This window comes from Ligilactobacillus araffinosus DSM 20653 (assembly GCF_001435375.1).
In the GTDB taxonomy this organism is placed as follows: domain Bacteria; phylum Bacillota; class Bacilli; order Lactobacillales; family Lactobacillaceae; genus Ligilactobacillus; species Ligilactobacillus araffinosus.
In genome coordinates, this window is the sequence record NZ_AYYZ01000025.1 from 20,930 (window position 1) to 43,401 (window position 22,472).

Sequence of the window (22,472 nt, forward strand, 5' to 3'; positions counted from 1 at the left end):
CTTCAAGCGATAATTCCTGAATGTTACTTTGTTTACTCAAATGCTAATCCTCCTTTTCACCTGGATTGTTAAGAAAATCATCATCAAAAAGTGACTCTGAATAGTATTCTGCTTCCTTAGCCGAATCTGCATTTCCAGTTCCGTGAGCTCCCTCAGCAGCAACCGTATCTAACAGACTGCCATCTTCTTCAAGTGAAAACTTAACGTTGCGTTCAATCCACTTCCGTCGGGGTTCAACTTTATCACCCATCAGCGTAGTTACCCGCTTTTCGGCAACTGCTTCATCGTCGATCTTCACCCGTACTAAAGTCCGGGTTTCAGGGTTCATGGTCGTTTCCCATAACTGATCAGCATTCATTTCACCAAGTCCCTTAAACCGTTGCAACGTATAGCCTTTACCGAATTCTTTCGTTACCTGTTGTAATTCATCTTCTGTCCATGCATATTGAACCTTTAACTTCTTCTTAATTTTCTTTTGCAACTTATACAATGGCGGCAACGCAATGTATACCCGGCCAGCATTGATCAACGGTCGCATGTACTTATAGAAGAATGTCAGCAATAGCGTTTGAATGTGCGCTCCATCGGTATCCGCATCGGTCATAATAATGATTTTATCGTAATTGGCATCTTCAAGTTTGAAATCAGCACCAACGCCTGCCCCAATCGTATAAATCATTGTATTGATTTCTTCATTTTTAACAATATCTTGCAACTTGGCCTTTTCAGTATTCAAAACCTTGCCTCGAAGCGGAAGAATTGCTTGGAACTTACGGTCACGACCTTGTTTAGCTGAACCGCCGGCAGAATCCCCTTCGACAAGAAATAATTCATTCTTCTTCGCATTTTTCGATTGAGCAGGCGTCAGTTTTCCTGAAAGCAATTGATCTTTTTTCCGTCGTTTCTTTCCGTTCCGACTTTCATCCCGCGCTTTCCGCGCCGCTTCACGGGCATCCCGCGCTTTCATTGCTTTCCGAACAAGATCTTGGGCAAATTCCCCATTTTCCATCAAGTAGTATTGCAATTGTTCATTGACAACACCATCGACGATTGACCGGGCTTCGGGAGTTCCTAATTTTCCCTTCGTCTGGCCTTCAAATTGCAATAACTCTTCTGGAATCCGAACCGAAACGATTGCTGAGAGGCCTTCGCGAACATCACTGCCGTCCAAGTTCCGCGCACGTTCCTTTAACAATCCCACTTTGCGGGCATATTCATTAAATGCCTTTGTCCACGCCAATTTCATCCCGGCTTCATGAGTTCCGCCATCCTTCGTCCGCACGTTGTTAACAAACGACATGATCGTTTCTGAATAGCCGTCATTGTATTGGGCCGCAACTTCAACTTCAACGCCGTCCTTTGATCCTTCAAAGTACATGACATCGCCTAACGTATCCTTATCTTCATTTAAGTACGCAACGAATTCTTTGATTCCTTCTTCGAAATGGAAAATATCCTGTTCCCCGCCGTCGCGTTCGTCCGTTAACGTGATCTTAACGCCCTTCAATAAGAAAGCTGATTCACGCAATCGTTCAGCAAGCGTATCATAATTGTAATGGGTCGTTGAAAAAATCGTTGGATCCGGTTTGAAAGTAACGGTTGTCCCGCTTTTCTTTGAAGTTTTACCGATCTTTCGCAAAGTTCCAACTGGTTGACCGCCATTAACGAAGTCTTCTTCGTATTCGACTCCATCACGCACCGTATTGACCGTTAACTTTTCTGACAACGCGTTAACAACCGAAGCCCCAACACCATGTAACCCACCGGATGTCTTATATTCGCCTTGACCAAACTTTCCGCCGGCATGCAAAACGGTAAAAATAACTTCGACAGTTGGGATCCCCATTTCATGCATTCCAACCGGCATTCCCCGACCATAATCTGAAACGGTAATCGATTCATCAGCATGGATCGTCACATCGATTTCTTTTCCGTATCCTGACAATGCTTCGTCAACCGCATTATCAACGATTTCGTAAACTAAGTGGTGCAGCCCCCGTGAATCAGTTGAACCAATGTACATTCCGGGACGTTTCCGAACAGCTTCAAGTCCCTTTAAAACTTGAATCGAGTCGTCGCCATAGTTATTATTTGCCATGCGTTTCAACCTTTCTTTAATGGTTTCAGTTTTTTTAATCTTCAAATTCTAATAAATTGTTAAATTGACACGCTAAAAATTATAGCACATTCGCTGTCATTCCGGGATACTGATTCAAATTCTAATTTTTCATTTTTTATTAAGATAATTGTTTTCAACATAATTGCTGGACGTGTTGGAAAGTGTTAAAATCGAGATTGATATTCTTAAAAGGAGGTTACCGAATGAGCTGGAAAATTCCTGTAATGCTCGTAATTGGATACCTTTTAGGTTCGATTCCTTCGGGAGTGCTGATCGGTAAGATTTTTTATGGTAAAGATGTCCGTGATTACGGCAGCGGAAACATGGGCACAACTAATACTTTCCGAGTTTTAGGTAAAAAAGCCGGAATCGTTGTTCTATTAATGGATTCATTAAAGGGGACCCTTGCGGCATTACTACCGTACTTCTTTCATTCAAATGCCAATCCAATGCTGATTGCTCTTTCAGCGATCATTGGTCACGTTTTCCCAATCTTTGCCGGTTTCAAAGGAGGAAAAGCCGTTGCAACCAGTGCGGGAGCCCTGTTAATTTATAATTGGAAATTCTTCCTTTTAGCATGGGCAATTTTCTTAATTACAATTTTACTTACAAGTATGGTTAGCATGGCAAGCATGGTTGGCTTTACGATCATTACCATCGTTTCATTCTTCTTTGGCGATCCAGTCTTGATCGGCGTGGCAATTGTCCTGACAATTTTTGTTTTCATTCGTCACTGGAAAAATATCGAACGCATCAAAAATGGAACGGAAAACATGGTTCCGTTTGGCCTTGGATATTGGTTGCGTCAACGCAAAGAAAAGGAAAAATAAAATAAATAATTACATAAAAAGCGGTTGTGTTATTTAGCACAACCGCTTTTGTTGTCTTTAAAAGACATCAACTTCATATTCAGTTTTAAATGTTTGATGAGCTCCCAAATGATTATTAGCAAATTTATGCTTAAAGTCTTGGTCTGAATCAACCGTATCAGCAATACTCCACCATGGTTCAAGACAAACATATTGACCTTCTTGCGGATAACATGACCATACACCAACATACTTCGCGTCCTCAGTCTTTAATTGAACTCCATGCCGCTGATCGTTATCGGTTAGCGTTATCGTTGTTGGTTCTTCTCCAAGATCTAAAATAACCGCATCATCTTTGAAACGTTCACGACTCACTTCAATTTCAGATGTCCGTTCTTCTTTCAAATGATCAATATCAGCATACGAGCCATTCAACGGGATAACGTTCCGAACCGTTTGCGGTTTGAGCTTAACAACATAGTCATCATAAAAATGATTCCTATCCATTGGAACTTTGAAAGCTGGATGACCGCCGATTCCAAACCACATTTCTTCATCAGCCGGGTTTTCAACTTCATAGCCAACTTGAATTCCATTATTCGTTAATTTAAATGTTAATCTTAAAATAAAATCATACGGATATAGCTGTTTCGTTTGAACGGATGAATGCAATTCTAAGATAACCTGATCATCTTCAACTTTTAAAACATCAAAATCCATATCACGTGCAAACCCATGCTGGCCCATATGATATTCCTTACCGTCAACCTTATAAGTGTCATCCTTTAATCGTCCAACCGTTGGGAAAAGAACCGGAGCGTGTCGTCCCCAATACTTTACGTCGCCACTCCACATATATTCTTTTCCGTTTGTTTTATTAATTAAACTAACTAATTCCGCACCATGTTCATTGATGGTTGCTGCCATCTTTTGGTTTTCGATCATAATTGCCATTTTTTAGCCTCCGCCTTAATTACAGAATGTAGCGTGACAAATCTTTATCAGCTGCAATTGATCCAATCTTGTCTTCAACATATGATTCAGTGATTGTAATTTCACCCATTTGCATATCTGGGCCTTCATAAAGCAAATCTTCAAGCAGTTTTTCCAAAATCGTATGCAACCTCCGGGCTCCAATATTTTCATTTTCATGGTTAACGCGGTATGCAATTTCAGCAATCTTTTCAATTGCTTCGATCGTGAAGGTTACTGAAATGTTATCCGTTCCAATCAGTGCAATATATTGCTTGATTAAAGCATTCTTCGGTTCCGTTAGAATCTTCACGAAATCTTCCTTCTTCAATTCGTCAAGTTCAACCCGAATTGGGAACCGTCCTTGAAGTTCAGCAATCAAATCGCTTGGTTTACTTTCCGCAAATGCCCCGGAACCAATAAACAAAATATGATCGGTTTTTACAATTCCGTATTTTGTTTTAATTTGTGAGCCTTCAACAATTGGCAAAATGTCCCGCTGAACCCCTTCACGTGAAACTTCACCGCTATTTTGTTTACCCGTTGATGCAATCTTATCAATCTCATCAATGAAAATAATGCCGGAATTTTCAGCCCGTTTAATTGCCGCAGCCCCAATATCAGCTGAATCAACTAACTTTTCAGATTCCTCACGAATAAAAACTTCCCGGGCTTCCTTAACAGGTAAAGTCCGCTTTACCCGTTTTTTCGGCATCATTGAACCAAGATCATTCAAATCGATTCCCATTTGACCAAGCATGCCTGATTCATTATTAAACTGTTGCCGTGGATCATCCATTTCGATCGTGACTTCTTGATTTTCTAAGAGGCCGCGTTGAAGTTGATCCTTAACATTCATCCGTTTGCCTTGCGTTTCAGCATCAACCGGTTCTTCCTTAGTTGGATCTTCAAAGTTTGGTAACTTACCTTGTTGTAGATCCTGCATCATCTTCATGAAATCGGCCTGTTGATTTTGCCGCTTTTCCTTTCGCCGTGCTGGAACAATAATCTTTGCTAAGCGTTCGTTAGCTTTTTGCACTGCCTGACTGCGAACCCGTGCGTACATTTCATCCTGTTCCATCTTGTATGAAACTTCAACAAGGTCTCGCACCATTGATTCAACATCTCGACCTACATAACCGACTTCCGTAAATTTTGTTGCTTCTACCTTAACAAACGGCGCATTAACGATTTTAGCAAGCCGCCGTGCAATTTCAGTTTTCCCGACCCCAGTTGGTCCAATCATCAACAGGTTCTTCGGTTTGATTTCTTCTTGCATTTCGGCGTTTAATTGCATCCGCCGGTAACGATTCCGTAACGCAACCGCAACGGCTTTTTTAGCTTGCTTTTGCCCGATAATATACTTATCAAGTTCACTCACAATTTGACTTGGGGTCTTTTCGCTTGTTTCCATTCTAATTCCTCTATTCTTCTGGTTCTTCAACAATTACATTGTGGTTCGTAAAGATATCGATATCCGCTGCGATATCAAGGGCAGCATGTGCAATTTCAGCTGCTGACATCTCTGGTGAATACTTTGTCATTGCAATTGCCGCTGCCTGAGCAAAATTACCACCAGAACCAATTGCAAGAACATCATCATCCGGTTCAATAACTTCACCGCCACCAGAAACGATCAATAAGTTATCTTTGTCACTTACGATCAACATTGCTTCAAGTTTTTGAAGAGTTTGATCTGACCGCCATTCTTGCGCAAGTTCTACGGCTGCGCGTTTCAAATCGTTAAATTCATTCAGTTTCTTTTCAAACCGTTCTTCAAGATTAATTGCATCAGCAACTCCGCCAGCAAATCCAACGGCAACCTTATTATCATAGATTCGTCGAACTTTCCGCGCCTGTCCCTTTGCAATTACCTTTTCACCAAGTGTTACTTGACCGTCACCTGCAATTGCAGTCTTTCCGTTATGCTTCACAGCACAAATTGTTGTCATCGTAACTCCTCCTTATTCTTTATTATTTTTCAGTTCATATTTTTATTTATAACAGATATTTTCAACTAATGGTCAAATTTAGTCAAGAATAAATCAATCACCACTGATACCAGTATTTTAACAAATTCCCTTCAAAAAAGCGATTTACAGATTTTTTCACTAAAAAAGAGGTCCCGATGGTCTATCGAAACCTCTTTTAAATTTACTTTTCAATTGGTTCTTCATAATCACCATTTGGACATACAACTTGCCGGCCTTTCCGGCTTTTCTTGTATACCAAATAATGACCGTCTTTCGGACAATTACGTCCAACTGGCATATCCCATGAAACGAAATCACAGTCTGGATACCGTGAACATCCATAAAAAATCCGATTCTTCTTCGATTTCCGTTCAAGAATCTCGCCTTGCTTACATTTCGGACATTTAACTCCAATTTCCTTTGTAATGGCTTTTGTATTTCGACATTCGGGGAAACGACTGCAAGCATAAAACTTACCATAACGGCCCATCTTAATAACCATTGGTGCGCCGCAAATTTCGCAATTAAACCCGGCTGGCTCATCTTTAATTCGAACCTTTTCAATTTTAGCTGAAGCGCTATTGAGTTCCTTTTCAAATGGCTTGTAGAATTCATCAACCACCTTAACCCATTGACGTTTTCCTTCTTCAATTTCGTCCAATTGATCTTCCAAATCAGCCGTGAAATCAATATTCAAAATATCAGGGAAACATTCCTTGATCATTTGATTTACAATTTCACCTAGTTCAGTCGGTTCAAACTTCCGTGCAACTAATTTTACATAATACCGTTTTTGAATGGTATTTAAAGTTGGCGCATAGGTTGATGGTCGGCCAACACCGTTGCTTTCCAACGTCTTGATCAAAGTTGCTTCAGTATATCGTGCAGGTGGCAACGTGAAGTGCTGATTAGGTTGATTCTTAACCATTTTAACTTCTTCGCCAACTGCTAGATCAGGCAACTTATTATCCTTCTTTGAAGCATCTTGATAAACCTTTGTAAATCCTTGGAACTTCATTTGCGAACCATTTGCCCGGTAAATAATTCCATTTTGCTCAAGGTCAATCCGTGCGGTATCGTAAACTGCCGGAGTCATTTGACTTGCAACAAATCGTGACCAGATCAATGAATAAAGTTTCATTTGGTCCGGAGTTAGATACTTCTTAAGGGACGCAGGAGTTCGCATTACAGAAGACGGCCGAATCGCTTCGTGAGCATCCTGAGCCCCTTCCGGTAATTTACCAACTCGCGGTTTAAGGGCTGCATATTCTGCACCGTACTCATCATGAATAAACTTTGAGGCTTCATGCTTAGCAACGGCTGAGATTCGAGTTGAATCCGTCCGCATGTAAGTAATTAATCCGACGGACCCGCCACGTCCAATATTGATTCCTTCATATAACTGTTGTGCAACCATCATTGTCTTTGACGTTCTAAACTTCAAAGAGTTGTTTGCAACCTGTTGCATCGTTGACGTCGTAAACGGCAATGGTGGTTGTCGCCGCCGTTCCTTCTTCTCAACATTTGCAACCGTAAACGGCTTCTTTGAATCAAGGTCAGCCAGAATTGCTTGCACTTCATTGTTATTTTTCGGTTTGATCTTCTTACCGTTCTTACCATAAAAATCAGCATTAAACTTTGAACGTCCCTTTTGGAATTGACCATCAATTGTCCAGTATTCTTCCGGAACGAACTTTTTAATTTCTTCTTCCCGTTTAATGATTAAATTCAAGGCAATCGATTGCACCCGACCTGCAGACAGACCTTTTTTGATCTTGGCCCATAAAATCGGAGAAATCGAATATCCAACTAATCGGTCAAGCACCCGCCGCGCTTGTTGAGCATCAACCAAATTCATATCGATTGATCGCGGAGTTTTAAACGCGTTTTTAACTGTATCCTTAGTAATTTCATTAAATACAACCCGATTTTTATCCCGCGGATCAAGTCCTAACAAGTATGAAAGGTGCCATGCAATTGCTTCCCCTTCACGGTCCGGGTCAGATGCAAGGTACACATGGTTTGCTTTCTTAGCTTCTTTGCGAAGTTCTTTAATAACATCGCCTTTACCACGAATTGAAATATAGTGTGGTTCATAGTCATTTTCAATGTCGATTCCCATTTTACTTTTAGGTAAATCACGAATATGGCCTAAACTTGCCATTACCTTATATCGCGATCCTAAGTACTTTTGAATCGTTTTAGCCTTTGATGGCGATTCCACAATCACTAAATTCTTTTTAACTTTTCTCGTGGTTTTCTTTTTCGTTTTTCGACCTGTTTTTTTCGTTTTGGCTGCAGGCATCCAACCACTCCTTAACATTCTCTAAAATCGGTATACATGTTAGGACAAACGAATAAACCTTGTCAAGTTATTGTATTAAAAATTCTTCGAGAATGTCTTGACTTTCCAAAATTGGTTTTGCTCCTTCACGAATTAAAAGATTGCACCCCCGTGAGAGTATCGCGTTGATTTTCCCGGGAACTGCTAAAACATTGCGGTTCTCTTGCAATGCAAGATTTGCCGTAATTAAACTACCGCTGCGCTCCTTAGCTTCTGTAACCATTAATGAATCACATAAGCCCGCAATGATCCGATTTCGTTCTGGGAAATGCCAGGCTCGTGGTTCTTCATCATAAACATATTCCGAAATCACTAAATGATTTTGCATCATTTCGTGCTGAAGTTCCTGATTGCATCGCGGGTAAACTCGGTTCATTCCTGTCCCAATCACTCCCACCGTATACCCGCCAGAATTAATCGTTAGCCGGTGGCACAAACTGTCAACTCCTTGAGCCAATCCGCTGATCGTTATAATTTTATTTTGAACAATTGATGGAATCAGTCCCTGCAATACCTCATTTGAATATGAACTATGCTGACGAGCTCCGACAATTGCCAACATTTTTTTCTGAAGTAATTCAAGGTTTCCCCGATAGAACAAAACAAGCGGCGGATGATAAATTTCACGCAACTTTGGCGGATAAGCTTGGTCAAAAATCGTAATAAATTTTGAAAATGCTAAGGTTCGTTGCAAAAGATCTGTAGTTTCCTTTGAAAAGATCCGCATGTACACATCACTTGCAATTGCATATTTTTTGTCCATAATTTGAATCAAATCATTTAAATTTGGAATCCGTTTATTTCGCTTAATAAATTGATAAATTTTAAATTCCGTTGCCAATCCGATTCCAATACATGCCCGCACCCGTAAAATAAATTCTTCAAATGACATAAGAAAACTCCTTTCACGTCCATCTACTATTAGCTACGCAAAAAGAGTTTAATTTTATTTAAATTTACTTACAGGTTCAAATGATTTGCGATGGATCGGAGTGATTCCAAGTTTCTTCAACCCTGCAAGATGAAGTGCCGTTCCATAACCAACATTATGCGCAAAATCATATCCCGGATAAATTCGATCATAAAACCGCATTAAATGATCACGAAATTCTTTCGCAACAATACTGGCAGCCGAAACCGATGCCGATTTGGCGTCCCCTTTGATCAACTTTAGCTGCGGAATTGAAGTATCGATCTCCATTGCATCAATGATTAACTGTTGGGGGATAACTTGAAGATTTTGAACTGCTTGCAACATTGCCTTTCGCGTTGCTTGATAAATATTCAATTCATCAATTTCAGCGGCATCTGCGATTCCAATTCCAACCGCAACAGCCTGTTCAAGAATCACTTGATACAGTTTTTCTCGTTTCTTTTCAGAAAGCTGTTTTGAATCATTCACATCAATAACATGAAAATCATGCGGTAAAACCACTGCTGCTGAAACAACTGGCCCAGCCAATGGTCCACGACCGACCTCATCAATGCCGGCAAGCAAATCGATTCCCTGATTCCAAAATGAATGTTCATACTGTAATCGTTGTTCAAACGCTGCTTCTTTTTCACGTTCCCGTTTTTTCCGACGAAAATAGCTTTGAAGTGCTTGTTGAACTCCTTTGCGCGGGTCATCTTTCAATTCATCAATGAAACTTTCAGTCGGATTTTCATTTAATTGTGCTTTAATTTCACTAATTTTCATTTGAATCTTCCTGGTTTTCACCGGGCAACCGGTCAAGCGTATATCGCCCGAGTTTATTCTTTCGAATTTCAAAGATCAGCCGTTCACTTGCCCGGTCATAATCTTCTTTAAAGCCCATCTTCTTGGTCAAATTCAGCAACAAATTAACGGTCGTATCATGAATTTCATCTTTGGTTAAATGATAACGGTCCATAAGTTCTGAAGGATGATTTTCAACAAAGTACTCCAATGCATATAATGCAACATCATCTTTAGCATACAACGTGTCCTTAATTGCTCCGGTCAAAGCCAATTTTTTACCAACTAACGGATCTTCAAATTTCGGCCACAAAATCCCAGGAGTGTCAAGCAATTGCAACGTCTTTCCTGCCTTTAACCACTGTTGTGCCTTGGTTACCCCAGGTTTATTCCCTGTTTGGGCAATATTCTTTTTAACAAGGTGGTTAAGCAACGTTGATTTCCCAACATTGGGAATTCCAATACACATTACTTTGACCCGCTGGTTGATAATTCCTTTTTCTTGCCGTCGAGCCAACTTATCAGCCATAACCTCTTTGATTTTCTTTTCAATAATTTTCAATGATCCTTGATTACTATTGATTGCAATTGCCGGTTGTCCATGGTCTTCATAATACTTGACCCATTCACGATTTAACTTCGGATCAGCCAAATCCGCTTTCGTTAAGACTCGAATTGTCAATTTATTTTGTAAAATTTCTTCAAGTTGCGGATTACGAGATGATTCCGGCAACCGTGCATCAACCAATTCAAGCACAATGTCAACGAGTTTCAAGTTTTCCTTTACTTGCCGAACCGCTCTCGCCATATGTCCGGGATACCATTGAATTACTGTCATATCATTCTCCTTAATTATCCATTTTATCTGTATATCCTTGCCAAACTTGATCAAAAATACTCATCGAAGGCAAGTAAGATGCATTCATTTCTAGGTAATCCGATACTTCATGATAATCATCTGTTTGTTTCGGAAATCCTTGATCGTAAAACGCATCATTAGCAAACTGCGTGATCTCGTCATGCTTATTTGGATCGCGCAGAGACATTAAATACCGATAAAAACTTTGCCGTCGCATATTTTCCTCCTATTTGTTTGGAATTAGAACTGAAAAATCGATTTGATTATTGTCAAGATCCATTTTATTTGCTTTAATTCGTAACCCATCCTTCGCCGTAAGTTTATCAAGTCTAAGTGTGATCACTTTTTGAGTTGAATTGATTGCCACAATTCCCTTCAAGTCATAATTCTTCTTGATATAACTTAAAACAAATGCTGGCGGAGCATTCAAAGATCCGACTCCCACAGATTTGATCTTTAATCGAATATTTCCATTTGAATCTAAACTTGGTTTTGCATACACAGAAAAGGTGATCTTCTTTCCCAAAACACTTGTTGTTCCCATCAAGACAGCTGATTTATTCAAAATAAAACGATACTTGATGCCGCTTCCTTTTTCAACATTTCGAAGCAAATAATTAATCGCTGCGCTGAAATTTTGTTCATTCATCGTCACGTTAACCTTGGAATAGTCCTTAGAATCAACTTTAACAACTTGAGGTTCGCTTTCCTGTTGGGTACTTGGAACCATAACTTTTAATGTAATGAAGACTACAAAACTTAACACCGCAACAAGTAAAATTGTAAATGCCCATTTCCACGGGTTAAATTCACATTTTGATGCCGCTTGATCCGTTCTTTTCATTCTTTTACCTCTTTGTCGTTTCTGAATTGAGCCATGTTGTTCGATGAGCCATCATAACCTTATATAACTGGTCAGTCATATACCGGTATCCTTTCAAATCAGGATGAAAATGATCGTTAGACGAAAGATATACATTTTTTTCATGATGATCATTTAATGTTTGCTCAATTTCTTGACTAGACAGATTTTCAAGATTCATTTTGCTTTGTTTTTTCAATTCAGTTTGATTTTTTCCTAAATACTGCCCCTGCGATAAACGTTGGTTGACATTTACAAAGTATACGCGCGGTTGAGCGGTCACCATTTTTTTAGTCAATTCAACCCATTGATCAGTATATTTTTGAAGAGCAGTCACCGTTGGAAAATAGACATAAAATGGATTATAGACACTGATCACAAAAATCGGTACCGCTGGATTATAATGTCGAACAGTTTGCATTAAAGATTCAACTTTTTGCTGGTACTGTTTTTCCCTTTGAGGCATAATCGATGAAAGTTTATTGTTAAACAAAAGCTGAAAATTATTTTGCAAAACCTGCATCAAATCATTTCCACCAAACGTCATCGTAATGACATCTGCTTCGCTAACTTGTTTTTGCATTGCGGGATCATTTTCTAACCGTGCCTGAATCTGATCCGTTCGATCCCCAGTCTTTCCGTAATTATGAGTTGTGACTTTCACGTCATAATTTTTTTGCAATTTTTGTTTGATTAAATAAACATATCCACCACGATTCGTTGGATCTTGCTGACCAAACGTTAACGAATCGCCTAAACCGACAAGACTAATTTTTTGAGAATGGGCCTTACGGGTTTGACGAGAAATCGATTTTGATACGGTTGATTCATTTTTTAAATGACCTGAACGCGAAGCAAGAAAAAAACCGCTGCCAATCAAGAATGCTAAACAACATACTCCGAGAATATACCGAATTATCTTCTTTCCGTTAATCCGCACAAAATCACTCTTTCAATTAATTGTAATATACATTTATCAATAAAATTCAGCCACGTAATTTTGGACGATAACATTGCTAAATCAACAAATTGAATATTACATTTTATTTCGTTTATACGTTATAAACTCATACTTTAATTTTGAATCATCAAAACATTGATCTTCGACTTTTTCAAAGTTTGCATAGTCAATTGCCGGCATTTGAGTATCCGTTTGAAAATTATCTTTAACAATTGTTTGATATAGGATATCGACCTGATCACGGTATAGTTTAAACAACGTTGCCCCGCCAATAACCACATTCAGTTGGTTCTTATCTTGAGTTGCAAGCCATTCATCCAGTTCTTCTTTCGAATGAACAACCTTCACGTTAGGATCAGAAATATTCAAATTTGAATGCGTCAACACGATATGCCTTCTCCCAGGTAAAATTCCCGGTAAGCTTTCAAACGTTTTTCGTCCCATGATCATTGGATGATTCATTGTTTTTTCTTTAAACCGTTTCAAATCAGCTGCTAAATGCCATGGGAGATGACCATCAACGCCAATCCCACCAGTTAGATCTTCTGCCCAAATATATGCTAACATCGTCCGTCAATCTCCTTAAACAGCAACTGGCGCCTTAATTGCCGGTTCTGGATGATAGTCAAGGACCTTAATGTCATCCATTTCAAAATCTTCAATGTGTTTCTTTTCAGGATTCAACCACAATGTTGGTGCCTTGTGCGGTGTCCGGTTAATTTGTTCTTTAACCTGATCAAAGTGATTACGGTAAATATGTGCATCACCTAACGTATGAACAAAGTCCCCAACTTCAAGACCCGTTTCTCGTGCAATCAAATGCGTTAATAATGCATAACTTGCAATGTTAAATGGTACTCCTAGGAACGTATCACCGCTTCGTTGATACAACTGACAGCTTAATTTACCATCAACCACATAAAATTGGAATAAAGTGTGGCATGGCGGTAACGCACTTGACGGAACATCTTCCGGATTCCATGCCGTTACAATCAATCGCCGTGAATTTGGATTCGTTTTGATTTGTTCAATTACGTTTTTAATTTGATCGATCGTACCGCCGCGACGAGTCTGCCAATGCCGCCATTGAGCACCATAAACATTTCCTAAATTTCCATATTTAGCAGCAAATTCATCGTCATCGAGAATTCGTTGACAGAAATCTTTTTTTACTTCACGATAAACCTTTTTGAATTCTGGGTCTGATTGAGAACGCAATCCAAAATCAGTCATATCTGGGCCTTGGTATTCATCACTTTCAATCCAGTTTTTAAAAGCCCATTCATCCCAAATATGGTTTTTATGTTGAAGAAGAAAACGAATGTTAGTATCTCCTCTTAAAAACCAAAGCAATTCACTCTTGATTCGATTAAAAGCAACTTTTTTCGTTGTCAGCAATGGAAAACCTTTACTCAAATCAAATCGCATTTGATAGCCAAAAAGACTTTTAGTCCCCGTTCCGGTCCGGTCATCTTTCATATGGCCGTGGTCTAAAATATCACGAATCAATTGCAAGTATGGTTCTTCGACAATTTCTGTCATTTTTCATTCTCCTTTGCTCTAATCAATATATTGTGCTAATTCTTCCCAACGTTCCATTTTTGCCATTGATTTTTCATCAAGGTCATCAATTTCGCGTTGTAAATCACCAAGTTTAGTATAATTCGTTCCCGGCGTATTTTCCATCTCATGTTGAAGTTCAGAACGCTTTTCATCAAGCTCGTCAATTTCCTTCTCAAGTTTCTCATACTCAAGCCGTTCGGCATACGTTAACTTGATCTTTTTCTTTGGTGCATCAATCTTCTTCGATTGAATTTCACAATTTTTCTTTGAATCTTTGACCGGTTTTCTCTTTGACGAAGACTGAACGTTTACTAGATAATCAGTAAATTTTCCTGAATAGCGATCGATTTTTGCATTTCCTTCAAAAATATAAAGCTGATCAGCAACTTTATCAAGGAAATACCGGTCGTGTGAAACAGTAATTACCGTTCCGTCAAAGTTCTCAAGATAATCTTCTAAAACCGTTAACGTTCCAATATCCAAATCATTTGTCGGTTCATCGAGTAATAAAACATTCGGTTGCTGCATCAAAAGTTTCAGCAAATACAACCGTCGTTTTTCACCACCGGATAGCTTTCGAATCAATGTTCCATGCATAAATCTTGGGAAAAGGAATTGTTCCAGCAGTTGCGTTGTGCTGATTCGTTCGCCTTCCTTATTAACAACACTTTGACCAACTTCATTCAAATAATTGATCATGCGTTTATCGTCCGGAATTGGTTCAGTTTGCTGCTGGTAATATGCGATTCGGACGGTTTCGCCAGTGATCAGCTCACCTTGATCCAATGGAATTTTATTAGCAAGAATATTTAATAAGCTCGACTTTCCGGCACCATTCAAGCCCGTAATTCCAATTCGATCGCCCGCGTTGATCATCATATTAAAATCTTTAATAATTTGATGTGATCCTAACTTAGCAGACGCATCTTTTAATTCAAGGACTTTCTTCCCCAGGCGTTTTGATCCTAAATTAATTTGAACGTTTTGATCAACTTGTACCTTATGATCAACTGATTTCTGTAACTCGTTAAAGTGATTGATCCGTGCTTGCTGCTTGGTCGTCCGAGCCTTTGCACCCGTTCGCATCCATGCTAATTCTTTTTTATACAACTGCTGTGTTTTATGTTCTTGAACCAGTTCACGCTCGACCCGTTCAGCTTTTTGATGAACATAGTCTTCATAGTTGCCTTCATACGCATACAACGTTCCAAATGAAAGTTCCATGATCTGGGTTGCTACTTGATCAAGGAAATACCGGTCGTGGGTAACAACTAAAAGCGCACCCTTATATGAAGCAAGGTATTTTTCAAGCCAACTGATCGAATCAAAATCCAAGTGGTTTGTTGGTTCATCAAGAATCAAAAGATCTGGTGCCTGAATCAAAACTTGGGCTAAGCCGACCCGCTTCTTTTGGCCACCTGATAACGTGCCGATTTTTTGATTTAAATCTTTAATCTGCAGCTGCGTCAAAATTGTTTTGACTTCGCTATCCGCATTCCACGCATCTTCTTGATTCATCTTTTTTTCAGCTTGATCATACCGTCGCTGCAACTTCTCATCTTCAGGGTGTTCAGCATATTTCGCTACCGCATCTTCATACTGCCGAATCGTTTGAAAAACAGGAGCTGCCCCATCAAAAACCGCATCCATAATCGTCTTAGTTTCATCAAGATCCGGTGTCTGCTTTAAATATCCGATTCGATAATCATTTGGCATAATCAATTCACCATGGTCCGCAGGATCGATGCCAGCAACTGCGTTTAATAAAGTCGTCTTCCCCGATCCATTCGTCCCAATCAATCCGATTCGATCATGCTCATTGATAATAAAATTAGCATCCTTAAACAAGATCTTTTCGCCGTACGTTTTCGTTAAATGTTCAACCCTTAAAGTCTGCATTCAACTCACACTTTCTACATAAAATTTTCACGAACAAACGCCAATAATTGATCATGGTCGTTTGCTAATTTACCATCTAAAATTTGGTCCTTAATTGCCGTTAAAGCCTTACCAAATTGCGGTCCCGGTTTCATTCCGAGCTCCTTGATCAAGGCTGAACCATCCACTGCAATGTCGGCATTACCCTTAATTGGTAATTCTTCATATGCAGTCTTGATTGCTTCGTCCGTAACCGTTGACTGATTCAAAATCTTAAGAATATGGTTTGCTGCTAACGTTAACTCTTTTCCCGTTTCAAATAAAACATGCGGATCAGTCAGTCCTGACTGACATTCAAGCGCTGTTTGGGCTAATTCGACCTGATTGATCAAATCATTTGATGATTTCCAATCCCGCATCAATTTGGCAGTCTTTTGCGGTTTCAAGCTAAACATGTGTCCCATTAAGACCCAACATTCAATTTCTGAGTCAAGGTGTAACTGGTCAAGCTTGCTCATGGCTATTAATCCATCTTTATAATCAGCAAAATCTGGACAATACTGATACAGTCCCGTTGAAATAAATTTTTGAATTCCAAGTTGCGGCCGTTGACCTAGCAATGTCTTGATCCATTCAACGTGAATTCGTTCAACCGCAATTTTTTCAAGTAAATGAGCATTGTCTTCAATTGCCTTTTCAGTTTCGCTTTCAAGGTTAAAATCCAACTGGCTCATAAAACGAATACTACGCATCATCCGTAATGCATCTTCGTGATACCGTTCATGCGGATTACCAACTGCCCGAATGATTTTATTTTTCAAATCGTCAAGACCATGGAAAAGATCAACGACATTTCCATCGGCATCCATCGCCAACGCATTGATCGTTAAATCACGTCGTTTTAAATCTTCGTCTAATGAACGAACAAAGGTTACATGATCTGGCCGCCGAAAATCTTGATACGTTGATTCAGTCCGGAAAGTGGTTACTTCATAACCTTCCCCATGATCAAGAACCATAACTGTCCCATGTTCAATTCCAGTATCAACTGTCCGGTTGAAAATCTCCTTAATTTCTGCTGGATAAGCACTGCTTGTGATATCCACATCATGAAGTGGAATACCAAGAAGCGTATCCCGAACACAACCGCCAACAAAGTAAGCTTCAAAGCCGGCCTTTTCAATCGTTTTTAAAACTGGAATGGCATTGACAAATTCGTTTGGAAACTTAGTAATTTTCACAGTTATCATCTCTCATTGTAATTTCTAATTTTCATTTTACCAAATCAATTAGACTGTGACTATTAAATAATATTCTTAATAAATGATTGCTTTTAATAAATCTTAATCCGCATTGGTAGCATCCCATCCTATTTTCTGATACTCTTTAAATAGTAATGTTTTTAGGAGGTGGAAAGGGTTTGACACGAAATAAAAATCAACGAGTTCGATTGATCGACTTTTTAATGATTACGATTGGAACAGCGCTTTACGCATTTGGTTTTGTAACGGTCAATATCGCTGATCGATTAGCGGAAGGTGGAATTGCTGGGATTACTTTATTACTAAAATTTTTAGTTGGCGTTAACCCTGCTTTTTCAACAATTTTGATCAATATTCCGCTTTTAATCATCGGTTATCGTTATTTGGGAAAACGTTCTTTAATTTATACAATTTATGGAACACTAGCCCTTTCATTTTGGATTTGGTTATGGCAATTGCTCCCGGTTTCATTAAACGTTCACCATGATTTATTTATTGCAGCGATTCTTGCCGGCATCATCGGCGGTTTCGGATTGGGCTTAGTTTATCGCTTTAATGGAACGACAGGTGGAACTGATATCATTGCCCGAATCTTTGAAAAGAAAAAAGGCGCTCCCATGGGTCAATCTCTATTTGCCCTTGATGTCTGCGTTTTAGTTGCATCATTGACTTACATTGATCTACGGCGTATGATGTATACTTTAGTTTGTTCTTTTGTTTTCTCACGGGTCGTTAACTTTATTCAAGACGGTGGATACTCGGCTCGTGGAATCATTATTATGACCCAACATCCAGATAAAATTTCAAATGAAATCATGAAAACGATGGATCGCGGCGTGACGTATTTACAAACTCAAGGAGCCTATTCGAAAAAAGAAGGCAAAGCCCTTTATTGTGTTGTTAGTCAAAGTGAAGTTACCGAAGTTAAACGGATCATCGCAAAATATGATAAACGCGCTTTTGTCTCAATTCTTGATGTCAATGAAGTCATCGGCGAAGGCTTCACGTATGATAAAATCAATTAATTAAACTAAGGAAGGTACGATATTGATTGTATCTTCCTTTTTTTGTTATACTTTTTGTAGTTAAAATAACAATTTATACTTGAGGAGACAAAAATGGATTTCCCATATAAGGAGCGCTTTATCAATTATCTAAAAAGTAATCGTTTACTTGCTGATTCAACGGTCAAAGATCTAACTGAAGATGTACAGCGTTTGTTCAATTATCTGCGCGAAAATAACCCGACATACCAATCATCTGCCGATTTAAATCAAATCACTGAACTTGAGATTAAAGAATATCTTAGTTGGCTTCAGATCCAACGCCAAATTAAAAATTCAACTTACAATAAAATCCTGACCCATTTAAACAGCTACTTTATTTTTCTTTTTCAAAACGGATTAGCAACAACCCTCCCAACGGTTGGAATGAAAGGAATGAAAAAGGGAAAATCGACACCGCCTGCGAGTGCAACCATTAATTGGACGAAGAAGCTTCCTGATTACCTTGCAAATGAACAGCTAGCATATTACACCCGAATGATATTGCTTTTAACGGCCCATTACTTCACAACTGCCGAATTCATCCAGCCTGACTTTTATCAGCTACTTCCAGAAGTTGACTGGCAACCGTTTGAAACGGAATTTTTAAAACATTTTGCAAAAGAACATGAAGTTGCTGTCAACCGTCAGCATTCACAGGATATTTTTCTTAAAGAACGAATCAATCTTACAAATCCGACTCTTAGTCTTGCTGGATTACATAAAATATTAAAAAAAGACCAACCCAAAGTTGATCTCCCATTAAAGCCATCGGTTCTTTACCAAAATGCAATTTTAAATTACATTCACCATCATCAAAATCTTTCAGATGAACGATTGATGCATGACTTGCGGCTTTCACGCGAATCATTAAATTATTATCGGGGATTATAAAGAAAGTGCGGTAAATTTCCGCACTTTCTTTTTTTAATCCATTAATTCTTCTTGCAACTCAACCATTTCACCGTCATTTGGTTCATGGATAAGATAACGATTGACACAATCCAGTGCCAGATCCCGTAATCCGGCCGTTCGGAAGAATTGCGCTGCGTCGCGTAAAAAGTCATCTGAGTCGCCAAGATCCTTCAGCGCTGCGCGATAATCATCAATTGCATGGTCATAATCTTCCAATGCAGCATATGATTGCCCGCGTAACCAATAAAACGAAGGATCAACTTCATTATTCTGAAGATAGTCATTCAACAGCTTGATATTTTCTTCATGTCGCCGTTGTGCTACAAATAATCGGCTTAATGAAGAAACAATCGTTGGGTTATCAGGATCTTGCTGTAACGCAGTTGTCAGATAACGTTCAGCCTGATCATCTTTCCCAAGTTTTTGGGCAATTTCTGCCGCTTTAACGTACAACTCCAAGTTGAATTCGTCAACACCCATCCCTTCTTGTAAGGTGATTAAGGCATCGTTCAGTTTTCCTTGTTGCTCATATGCTTCAGCAAGTGCTGGATAAAGCGTTGCGTAATCCGAAGAAGTTTCCTTTAAATCATTCAATTCTTTAATTGCATCGTCATATTGGCCGAGTTTTAGCTTCGTAAAAGCCCGCTGGAACCGTGTATCGTCATCCAGATCTTCATCATGAATTTGTTCCAGGTAGCCTAACGCCTGCTCAAACTTTCCACTTTCCGCATATGAAATCCCCAATCGCTGAACCAAATTCACCCGTGAAAGTTCAGTAATTCCCTGTTTGATCAATCCAAGATACAGCCGAATTGCTTTTTGGTATTCTTTAGTATCAAAATATAATTCAGCTAACGCAAACTGGATGACTGGTTCATCTGGTGCCAATTCATATGCCCGTAAAAGCTTTTGTTCGCTGACATCAAACATCCCTTGAGTTTGATACAAATCAGCGGCAACCAAAAGACTTTCAAGGTAAGCATCTGAATCCGGCTTGATTTGTGCAAGATAATTTAATGCTTCATCATCATTACCTTCGCCAATCGCAATATCCGCTAATGATGTTCGAAATTCATCAGCATCCGGATGGCGTTCAAGCAGCTTCTCGTACGCGCGTTTTGCCCATTTAGTGAATCCTAATGAATACAGTTCCTCTGCAAGGCTGTACACCATGTCATCGCTATCTTTGCGCAATGACCATCCAAATTCTTTATGTGCCTCATCAATTTGACCTTTACTAATTAAATCGAGTGTTTTTTCTGCAAATGTCATTCAGATTTGCTCGCCTTTCTTTTGAAATCGTTAACGTAAACATACTTTAACAAAATAAAAAGGTTGTGACAACAATTCGTCACAACCCTTAAAATTCATTTACAGGAAGATTATTTAACAGCATCCTTAAGAGCCTTACCTGGCTTAAATGCTGGAACCTTGCTTGCAGGAATTTGAATTTCTGCACCTGTTTGTGGGTTACGGCCTTTCCGAGCAGCACGGTTACGTACTTCGAAGTTACCAAAACCGATTAATTGAACTTTTTCACCGTTTGCTAAAAAGTCTTGGATTGAACCAAATACTGCATCAACTGCTGTAGTTGCGTCCTTCTTTGTTAAACCTGTCTTTTCAGCAACCTTTTCGATTAATTGTGCTTTGTTTGCCATGTGTTTCCACCTCCTCGAATAGATAACAGTTGTACAACTTGTTATTGAATATCAAATTAATGATTGACACAATGACTAACAAATCATTGCTCAATAATTAAGATAGCATACAAAACCTAATATAACAAGCCTTTTCAGTGTAAATTAAACAAAATTAGAATGTTTGTAATCGTTTGATTGTTAATCTATTTACGTCGCCGAATAATTAAATGAATCGGTGTCCCGGTAAAGTCAAATGACGCCCGAATCTGGTTTTCAAGGAACCGTTCATATGAGAAGTGCATCAAATCCGGATCATTGACAAAGACAACAAATGTCGGCGGTTTAACTGAAACTTGGGTTGCATAGTAAATTCGCAACCGTTTACCGTTGTCAGTTGGAGTTGGATTTTGAGCAATCGCATCCAAGATCACTTCATTCAAGACAGATGATGAAATCCTCCGTTCATGGTTGATATTAACCTTCTTGATCAATGCCGGCAACGTATTCAACCGTTGATGCGTTTTCGCTGAAACAAAAACAATCGGGGCGTAACTCAAATATTGGAATTCCTGCCGAATAGCCTTTTCAAAGTCCGCCATTGAGTGACTATTCTTCTTCAAGGTATCCCACTTATTAACGACAATAATTACCCCACGACCGGCTTCATGCGCATACCCGGCAACGTGCTTATCCTGTTCACGAATTCCTTCTTCGGCATTCAGCACAACACAAACTACATCTGAACGATCAATGGCTTGCATTGCCCGCAAAACAGAATACTTTTCAGTATTCTCATAAACCTTGCCTTTTTTTCGAATCCCTGCTGTATCGATCATCGTATATTCCGTTCCGTCTTCTGTTTGGAACTTCGTATCGATCGCATCCCTAGTCGTTCCTTCGATATTTGAAACAATCACCCGGTTTTCGCCAAGCATTGCATTCACCAATGAAGACTTACCAACATTTGGCCGCCCAATAAAGCTAAATTTAATACTTTGATCTTCATCTTGACCAGCATTTTCAGGGAAGGCATTGATGACCTTATCTAACAGGTCACCGATTCCAATTCCGTGAACTCCAGAAATCGGCATTGGATCACCGAATCCTAATGAGTAAAAATCATAAATTTCATTCCGCATTTCGGGATTGTCAACCTTATTAACTGCCAAAAAGACAGGTTTATCAGTCTTATAGAGAATCTTCGCAACCTTTTCATCGGCATCCGTCACGCCTTCGCGGGCACTCACAACAAAAATAATTACATCGGCTTCATCGATCGCAATTTCAGCTTGTTCGGTAATTTGAGTAATAAACGGTTCATCACCAATATCAATCCCACCAGTATCAATCATATTAAACTTTTTACCAAGCCATTCGCAGTGCGTGTAAATTCGATCACGGGTGACACCAGGCGTATCTTCAACGATTGAAATTCGTTCACCTGCAACCCGGTTAAAAATTGTTGATTTACCGACATTTGGCCGACCGACAATTGCAACTACTGGATTTGCCATTTAATTCCCTCCATTCTGAAAAAATTAAAAAAACAAAAGAT

The 22,472-nt window shown here is 39.3% G+C and carries 21 protein-coding genes; 3 read left to right on the forward strand and 18 right to left on the reverse strand.

Annotation, left to right across the window (positions count from 1 at the left end; translation table 11 throughout):
- Window positions 1-43 precede the first annotated feature (43 nt).
- Entirely contained in the window at window positions 44-2,098 is a 2,055-nt protein-coding gene (gene parE / locus FC64_RS03710) for a DNA topoisomerase IV subunit B (protein WP_057906607.1), read from the reverse strand.
- 224 nt (window positions 2,099-2,322) lie between these two features.
- Here parE and plsY point away from each other — a divergent pair, with 224 nt between their 5' ends.
- On the forward strand, window positions 2,323-2,949 hold the full coding sequence (plsY, locus tag FC64_RS03715; protein WP_057906608.1) for a glycerol-3-phosphate 1-O-acyltransferase PlsY: 627 nt from the start codon (window positions 2,323-2,325) through the stop codon (window positions 2,947-2,949).
- A 57-nt stretch (window positions 2,950-3,006) separates the two neighbouring features.
- On the opposite strand, the gene FC64_RS03720 is transcribed toward plsY, so the two are convergent.
- The 14 genes from FC64_RS03720 to FC64_RS03785 form a co-directional block, all read right to left on the reverse strand.
- Window positions 3,007-3,882 (reverse strand): aldose 1-epimerase family protein, encoded by an 876-nt coding sequence (locus tag FC64_RS03720; RefSeq protein WP_057906609.1) that lies wholly within the window; start codon window positions 3,880-3,882, stop codon window positions 3,007-3,009.
- A gap of 19 nt (window positions 3,883-3,901) precedes the next feature.
- Window positions 3,902-5,314 carry an ATP-dependent protease ATPase subunit HslU gene (gene hslU / locus FC64_RS03725; protein WP_057906610.1) on the reverse strand — a complete coding sequence of 471 codons (1,413 nt, stop codon included), beginning with the start codon at window positions 5,312-5,314 and terminating at the stop codon, window positions 3,902-3,904.
- 10 nt (window positions 5,315-5,324) lie between these two features.
- Window positions 5,325-5,852, reverse strand: coding sequence for an HslVU peptidase proteolytic subunit (gene hslV / locus FC64_RS03730; protein WP_057827418.1), 528 nt, complete (start codon window positions 5,850-5,852; stop codon window positions 5,325-5,327).
- 202 nt (window positions 5,853-6,054) lie between these two features.
- On the reverse strand, window positions 6,055-8,178 hold the full coding sequence (gene topA / locus FC64_RS03735) for a type I DNA topoisomerase (protein WP_057906611.1): 2,124 nt from the start codon (window positions 8,176-8,178) through the stop codon (window positions 6,055-6,057).
- Between the two features lie 67 nt (window positions 8,179-8,245).
- Window positions 8,246-9,109 carry a DNA-processing protein DprA gene (gene dprA, locus FC64_RS03740; RefSeq protein ID WP_057906612.1) on the reverse strand — a complete coding sequence of 288 codons (864 nt, stop codon included), beginning with the start codon at window positions 9,107-9,109 and terminating at the stop codon, window positions 8,246-8,248.
- A 54-nt stretch (window positions 9,110-9,163) separates the two neighbouring features.
- On the reverse strand, window positions 9,164-9,916 hold the full coding sequence (locus tag FC64_RS03745; RefSeq protein WP_057906613.1) for a ribonuclease HII: 753 nt from the start codon (window positions 9,914-9,916) through the stop codon (window positions 9,164-9,166).
- Window positions 9,906-10,772: a ribosome biogenesis GTPase YlqF gene (gene ylqF, locus FC64_RS03750; protein ID WP_057906614.1), complete on the reverse strand. Its 867-nt coding sequence runs from the start codon at window positions 10,770-10,772 to the stop codon at window positions 9,906-9,908. Before ylqF ends, FC64_RS03745 begins: the two co-directional genes overlap by 11 nt.
- A gap of 10 nt (window positions 10,773-10,782) precedes the next feature.
- The gene (locus FC64_RS03755; protein WP_057906615.1) at window positions 10,783-11,010 is read right to left on the reverse strand and encodes a YozE family protein; all 228 of its coding nucleotides are present in this window, start codon (window positions 11,008-11,010) and stop codon (window positions 10,783-10,785) included.
- A 9-nt stretch (window positions 11,011-11,019) separates the two neighbouring features.
- Window positions 11,020-11,637, reverse strand: a complete 618-nt coding sequence (locus FC64_RS03760; RefSeq protein ID WP_057906616.1) for a YpmS family protein — start codon at window positions 11,635-11,637, stop codon at window positions 11,020-11,022.
- A 4-nt stretch (window positions 11,638-11,641) separates the two neighbouring features.
- Complete coding sequence (locus tag FC64_RS03765; RefSeq protein WP_057906617.1) at window positions 11,642-12,595, reverse strand: GDSL-type esterase/lipase family protein; 954 nt, start codon at window positions 12,593-12,595, stop codon at window positions 11,642-11,644.
- Between the two features lie 96 nt (window positions 12,596-12,691).
- On the reverse strand, window positions 12,692-13,183 hold the full coding sequence (locus tag FC64_RS03770; protein WP_057906618.1) for a dihydrofolate reductase: 492 nt from the start codon (window positions 13,181-13,183) through the stop codon (window positions 12,692-12,694).
- 15 nt (window positions 13,184-13,198) lie between these two features.
- Window positions 13,199-14,158 (reverse strand): thymidylate synthase, encoded by a 960-nt coding sequence (locus tag FC64_RS03775; protein ID WP_057906619.1) that lies wholly within the window; start codon window positions 14,156-14,158, stop codon window positions 13,199-13,201.
- An 18-nt stretch (window positions 14,159-14,176) separates the two neighbouring features.
- Window positions 14,177-16,078 (reverse strand): ABC-F family ATP-binding cassette domain-containing protein, encoded by a 1,902-nt coding sequence (locus FC64_RS03780; RefSeq protein ID WP_057906620.1) that lies wholly within the window; start codon window positions 16,076-16,078, stop codon window positions 14,177-14,179.
- Window positions 16,079-16,092: 14 nt separating this feature from the next.
- Window positions 16,093-17,298 carry a CCA tRNA nucleotidyltransferase gene (locus tag FC64_RS03785; RefSeq protein WP_057906621.1) on the reverse strand — a complete coding sequence of 402 codons (1,206 nt, stop codon included), beginning with the start codon at window positions 17,296-17,298 and terminating at the stop codon, window positions 16,093-16,095.
- A gap of 224 nt (window positions 17,299-17,522) precedes the next feature.
- Between FC64_RS03785 and FC64_RS03790 the strand changes: the two genes are divergently transcribed.
- Window positions 17,523-18,344, forward strand: a complete 822-nt coding sequence (locus FC64_RS03790; RefSeq protein ID WP_338033957.1) for a YitT family protein — start codon at window positions 17,523-17,525, stop codon at window positions 18,342-18,344.
- A gap of 93 nt (window positions 18,345-18,437) precedes the next feature.
- Window positions 18,438-19,256, forward strand: coding sequence for a site-specific integrase (locus FC64_RS03795; protein ID WP_057906623.1), 819 nt, complete (start codon window positions 18,438-18,440; stop codon window positions 19,254-19,256).
- Window positions 19,257-19,289: 33 nt separating this feature from the next.
- Here the strand turns inward: FC64_RS03795 and FC64_RS03800 are convergent, their stop codons facing one another.
- The 3 genes from FC64_RS03800 to der all read right to left on the reverse strand — a co-directional run bounded on the left by FC64_RS03800 (window position 19,290) and on the right by der (window position 22,431).
- Window positions 19,290-20,549, reverse strand: coding sequence for a tetratricopeptide repeat protein (locus tag FC64_RS03800; RefSeq protein ID WP_057906624.1), 1,260 nt, complete (start codon window positions 20,547-20,549; stop codon window positions 19,290-19,292).
- Window positions 20,550-20,659: 110 nt separating this feature from the next.
- Window positions 20,660-20,935 (reverse strand): HU family DNA-binding protein, encoded by a 276-nt coding sequence (locus FC64_RS03805; protein ID WP_057827404.1) that lies wholly within the window; start codon window positions 20,933-20,935, stop codon window positions 20,660-20,662.
- Between the two features lie 185 nt (window positions 20,936-21,120).
- Window positions 21,121-22,431: a ribosome biogenesis GTPase Der gene (gene der, locus FC64_RS03810; protein ID WP_057906625.1), complete on the reverse strand. Its 1,311-nt coding sequence runs from the start codon at window positions 22,429-22,431 to the stop codon at window positions 21,121-21,123.
- Window positions 22,432-22,472 lie beyond the last annotated feature (41 nt).

Bases quoted from the DNA above. Each gene is read 5' to 3' on its own strand.
- FC64_RS03745 (WP_057906613.1), bottom strand. From the start codon at position 9,916: ATGAAAATTAGTGAAATTAAAGCACAATTAAATGAAAATCCGACTGAA.
- plsY (WP_057906608.1), top strand. From the start codon at position 2,323: ATGAGCTGGAAAATTCCTGTAATGCTCGTAATTGGATACCTTTTAGGT.
- FC64_RS03790 (WP_338033957.1), top strand. From the start codon at position 17,523: ATGATTACGATTGGAACAGCGCTTTACGCATTTGGTTTTGTAACGGTC.
- FC64_RS03800 (WP_057906624.1), bottom strand. From the start codon at position 20,549: ATGACATTTGCAGAAAAAACACTCGATTTAATTAGTAAAGGTCAAATT.
- FC64_RS03795 (WP_057906623.1), top strand. From the start codon at position 18,438: ATGGATTTCCCATATAAGGAGCGCTTTATCAATTATCTAAAAAGTAAT.
- hslV (WP_057827418.1), bottom strand. From the start codon at position 5,852: ATGACAACAATTTGTGCTGTGAAGCATAACGGAAAGACTGCAATTGCA.
- FC64_RS03775 (WP_057906619.1), bottom strand. From the start codon at position 14,158: ATGACAGAAATTGTCGAAGAACCATACTTGCAATTGATTCGTGATATT.
- FC64_RS03720 (WP_057906609.1), bottom strand. From the start codon at position 3,882: ATGGCAATTATGATCGAAAACCAAAAGATGGCAGCAACCATCAATGAA.
- ylqF (WP_057906614.1), bottom strand. From the start codon at position 10,772: ATGACAGTAATTCAATGGTATCCCGGACATATGGCGAGAGCGGTTCGG.
- parE (WP_057906607.1), bottom strand. From the start codon at position 2,098: ATGGCAAATAATAACTATGGCGACGACTCGATTCAAGTTTTAAAGGGA.
- hslU (WP_057906610.1), bottom strand. From the start codon at position 5,314: ATGGAAACAAGCGAAAAGACCCCAAGTCAAATTGTGAGTGAACTTGAT.
- FC64_RS03805 (WP_057827404.1), bottom strand. From the start codon at position 20,935: ATGGCAAACAAAGCACAATTAATCGAAAAGGTTGCTGAAAAGACAGGT.
- FC64_RS03760 (WP_057906616.1), bottom strand. From the start codon at position 11,637: ATGAAAAGAACGGATCAAGCGGCATCAAAATGTGAATTTAACCCGTGG.
- FC64_RS03770 (WP_057906618.1), bottom strand. From the start codon at position 13,183: ATGTTAGCATATATTTGGGCAGAAGATCTAACTGGTGGGATTGGCGTT.
- dprA (WP_057906612.1), bottom strand. From the start codon at position 9,109: ATGTCATTTGAAGAATTTATTTTACGGGTGCGGGCATGTATTGGAATC.
- FC64_RS03755 (WP_057906615.1), bottom strand. From the start codon at position 11,010: ATGCGACGGCAAAGTTTTTATCGGTATTTAATGTCTCTGCGCGATCCA.
- topA (WP_057906611.1), bottom strand. From the start codon at position 8,178: ATGCCTGCAGCCAAAACGAAAAAAACAGGTCGAAAAACGAAAAAGAAA.
- der (WP_057906625.1), bottom strand. From the start codon at position 22,431: ATGGCAAATCCAGTAGTTGCAATTGTCGGTCGGCCAAATGTCGGTAAA.
- FC64_RS03780 (WP_057906620.1), bottom strand. From the start codon at position 16,078: ATGCAGACTTTAAGGGTTGAACATTTAACGAAAACGTACGGCGAAAAG.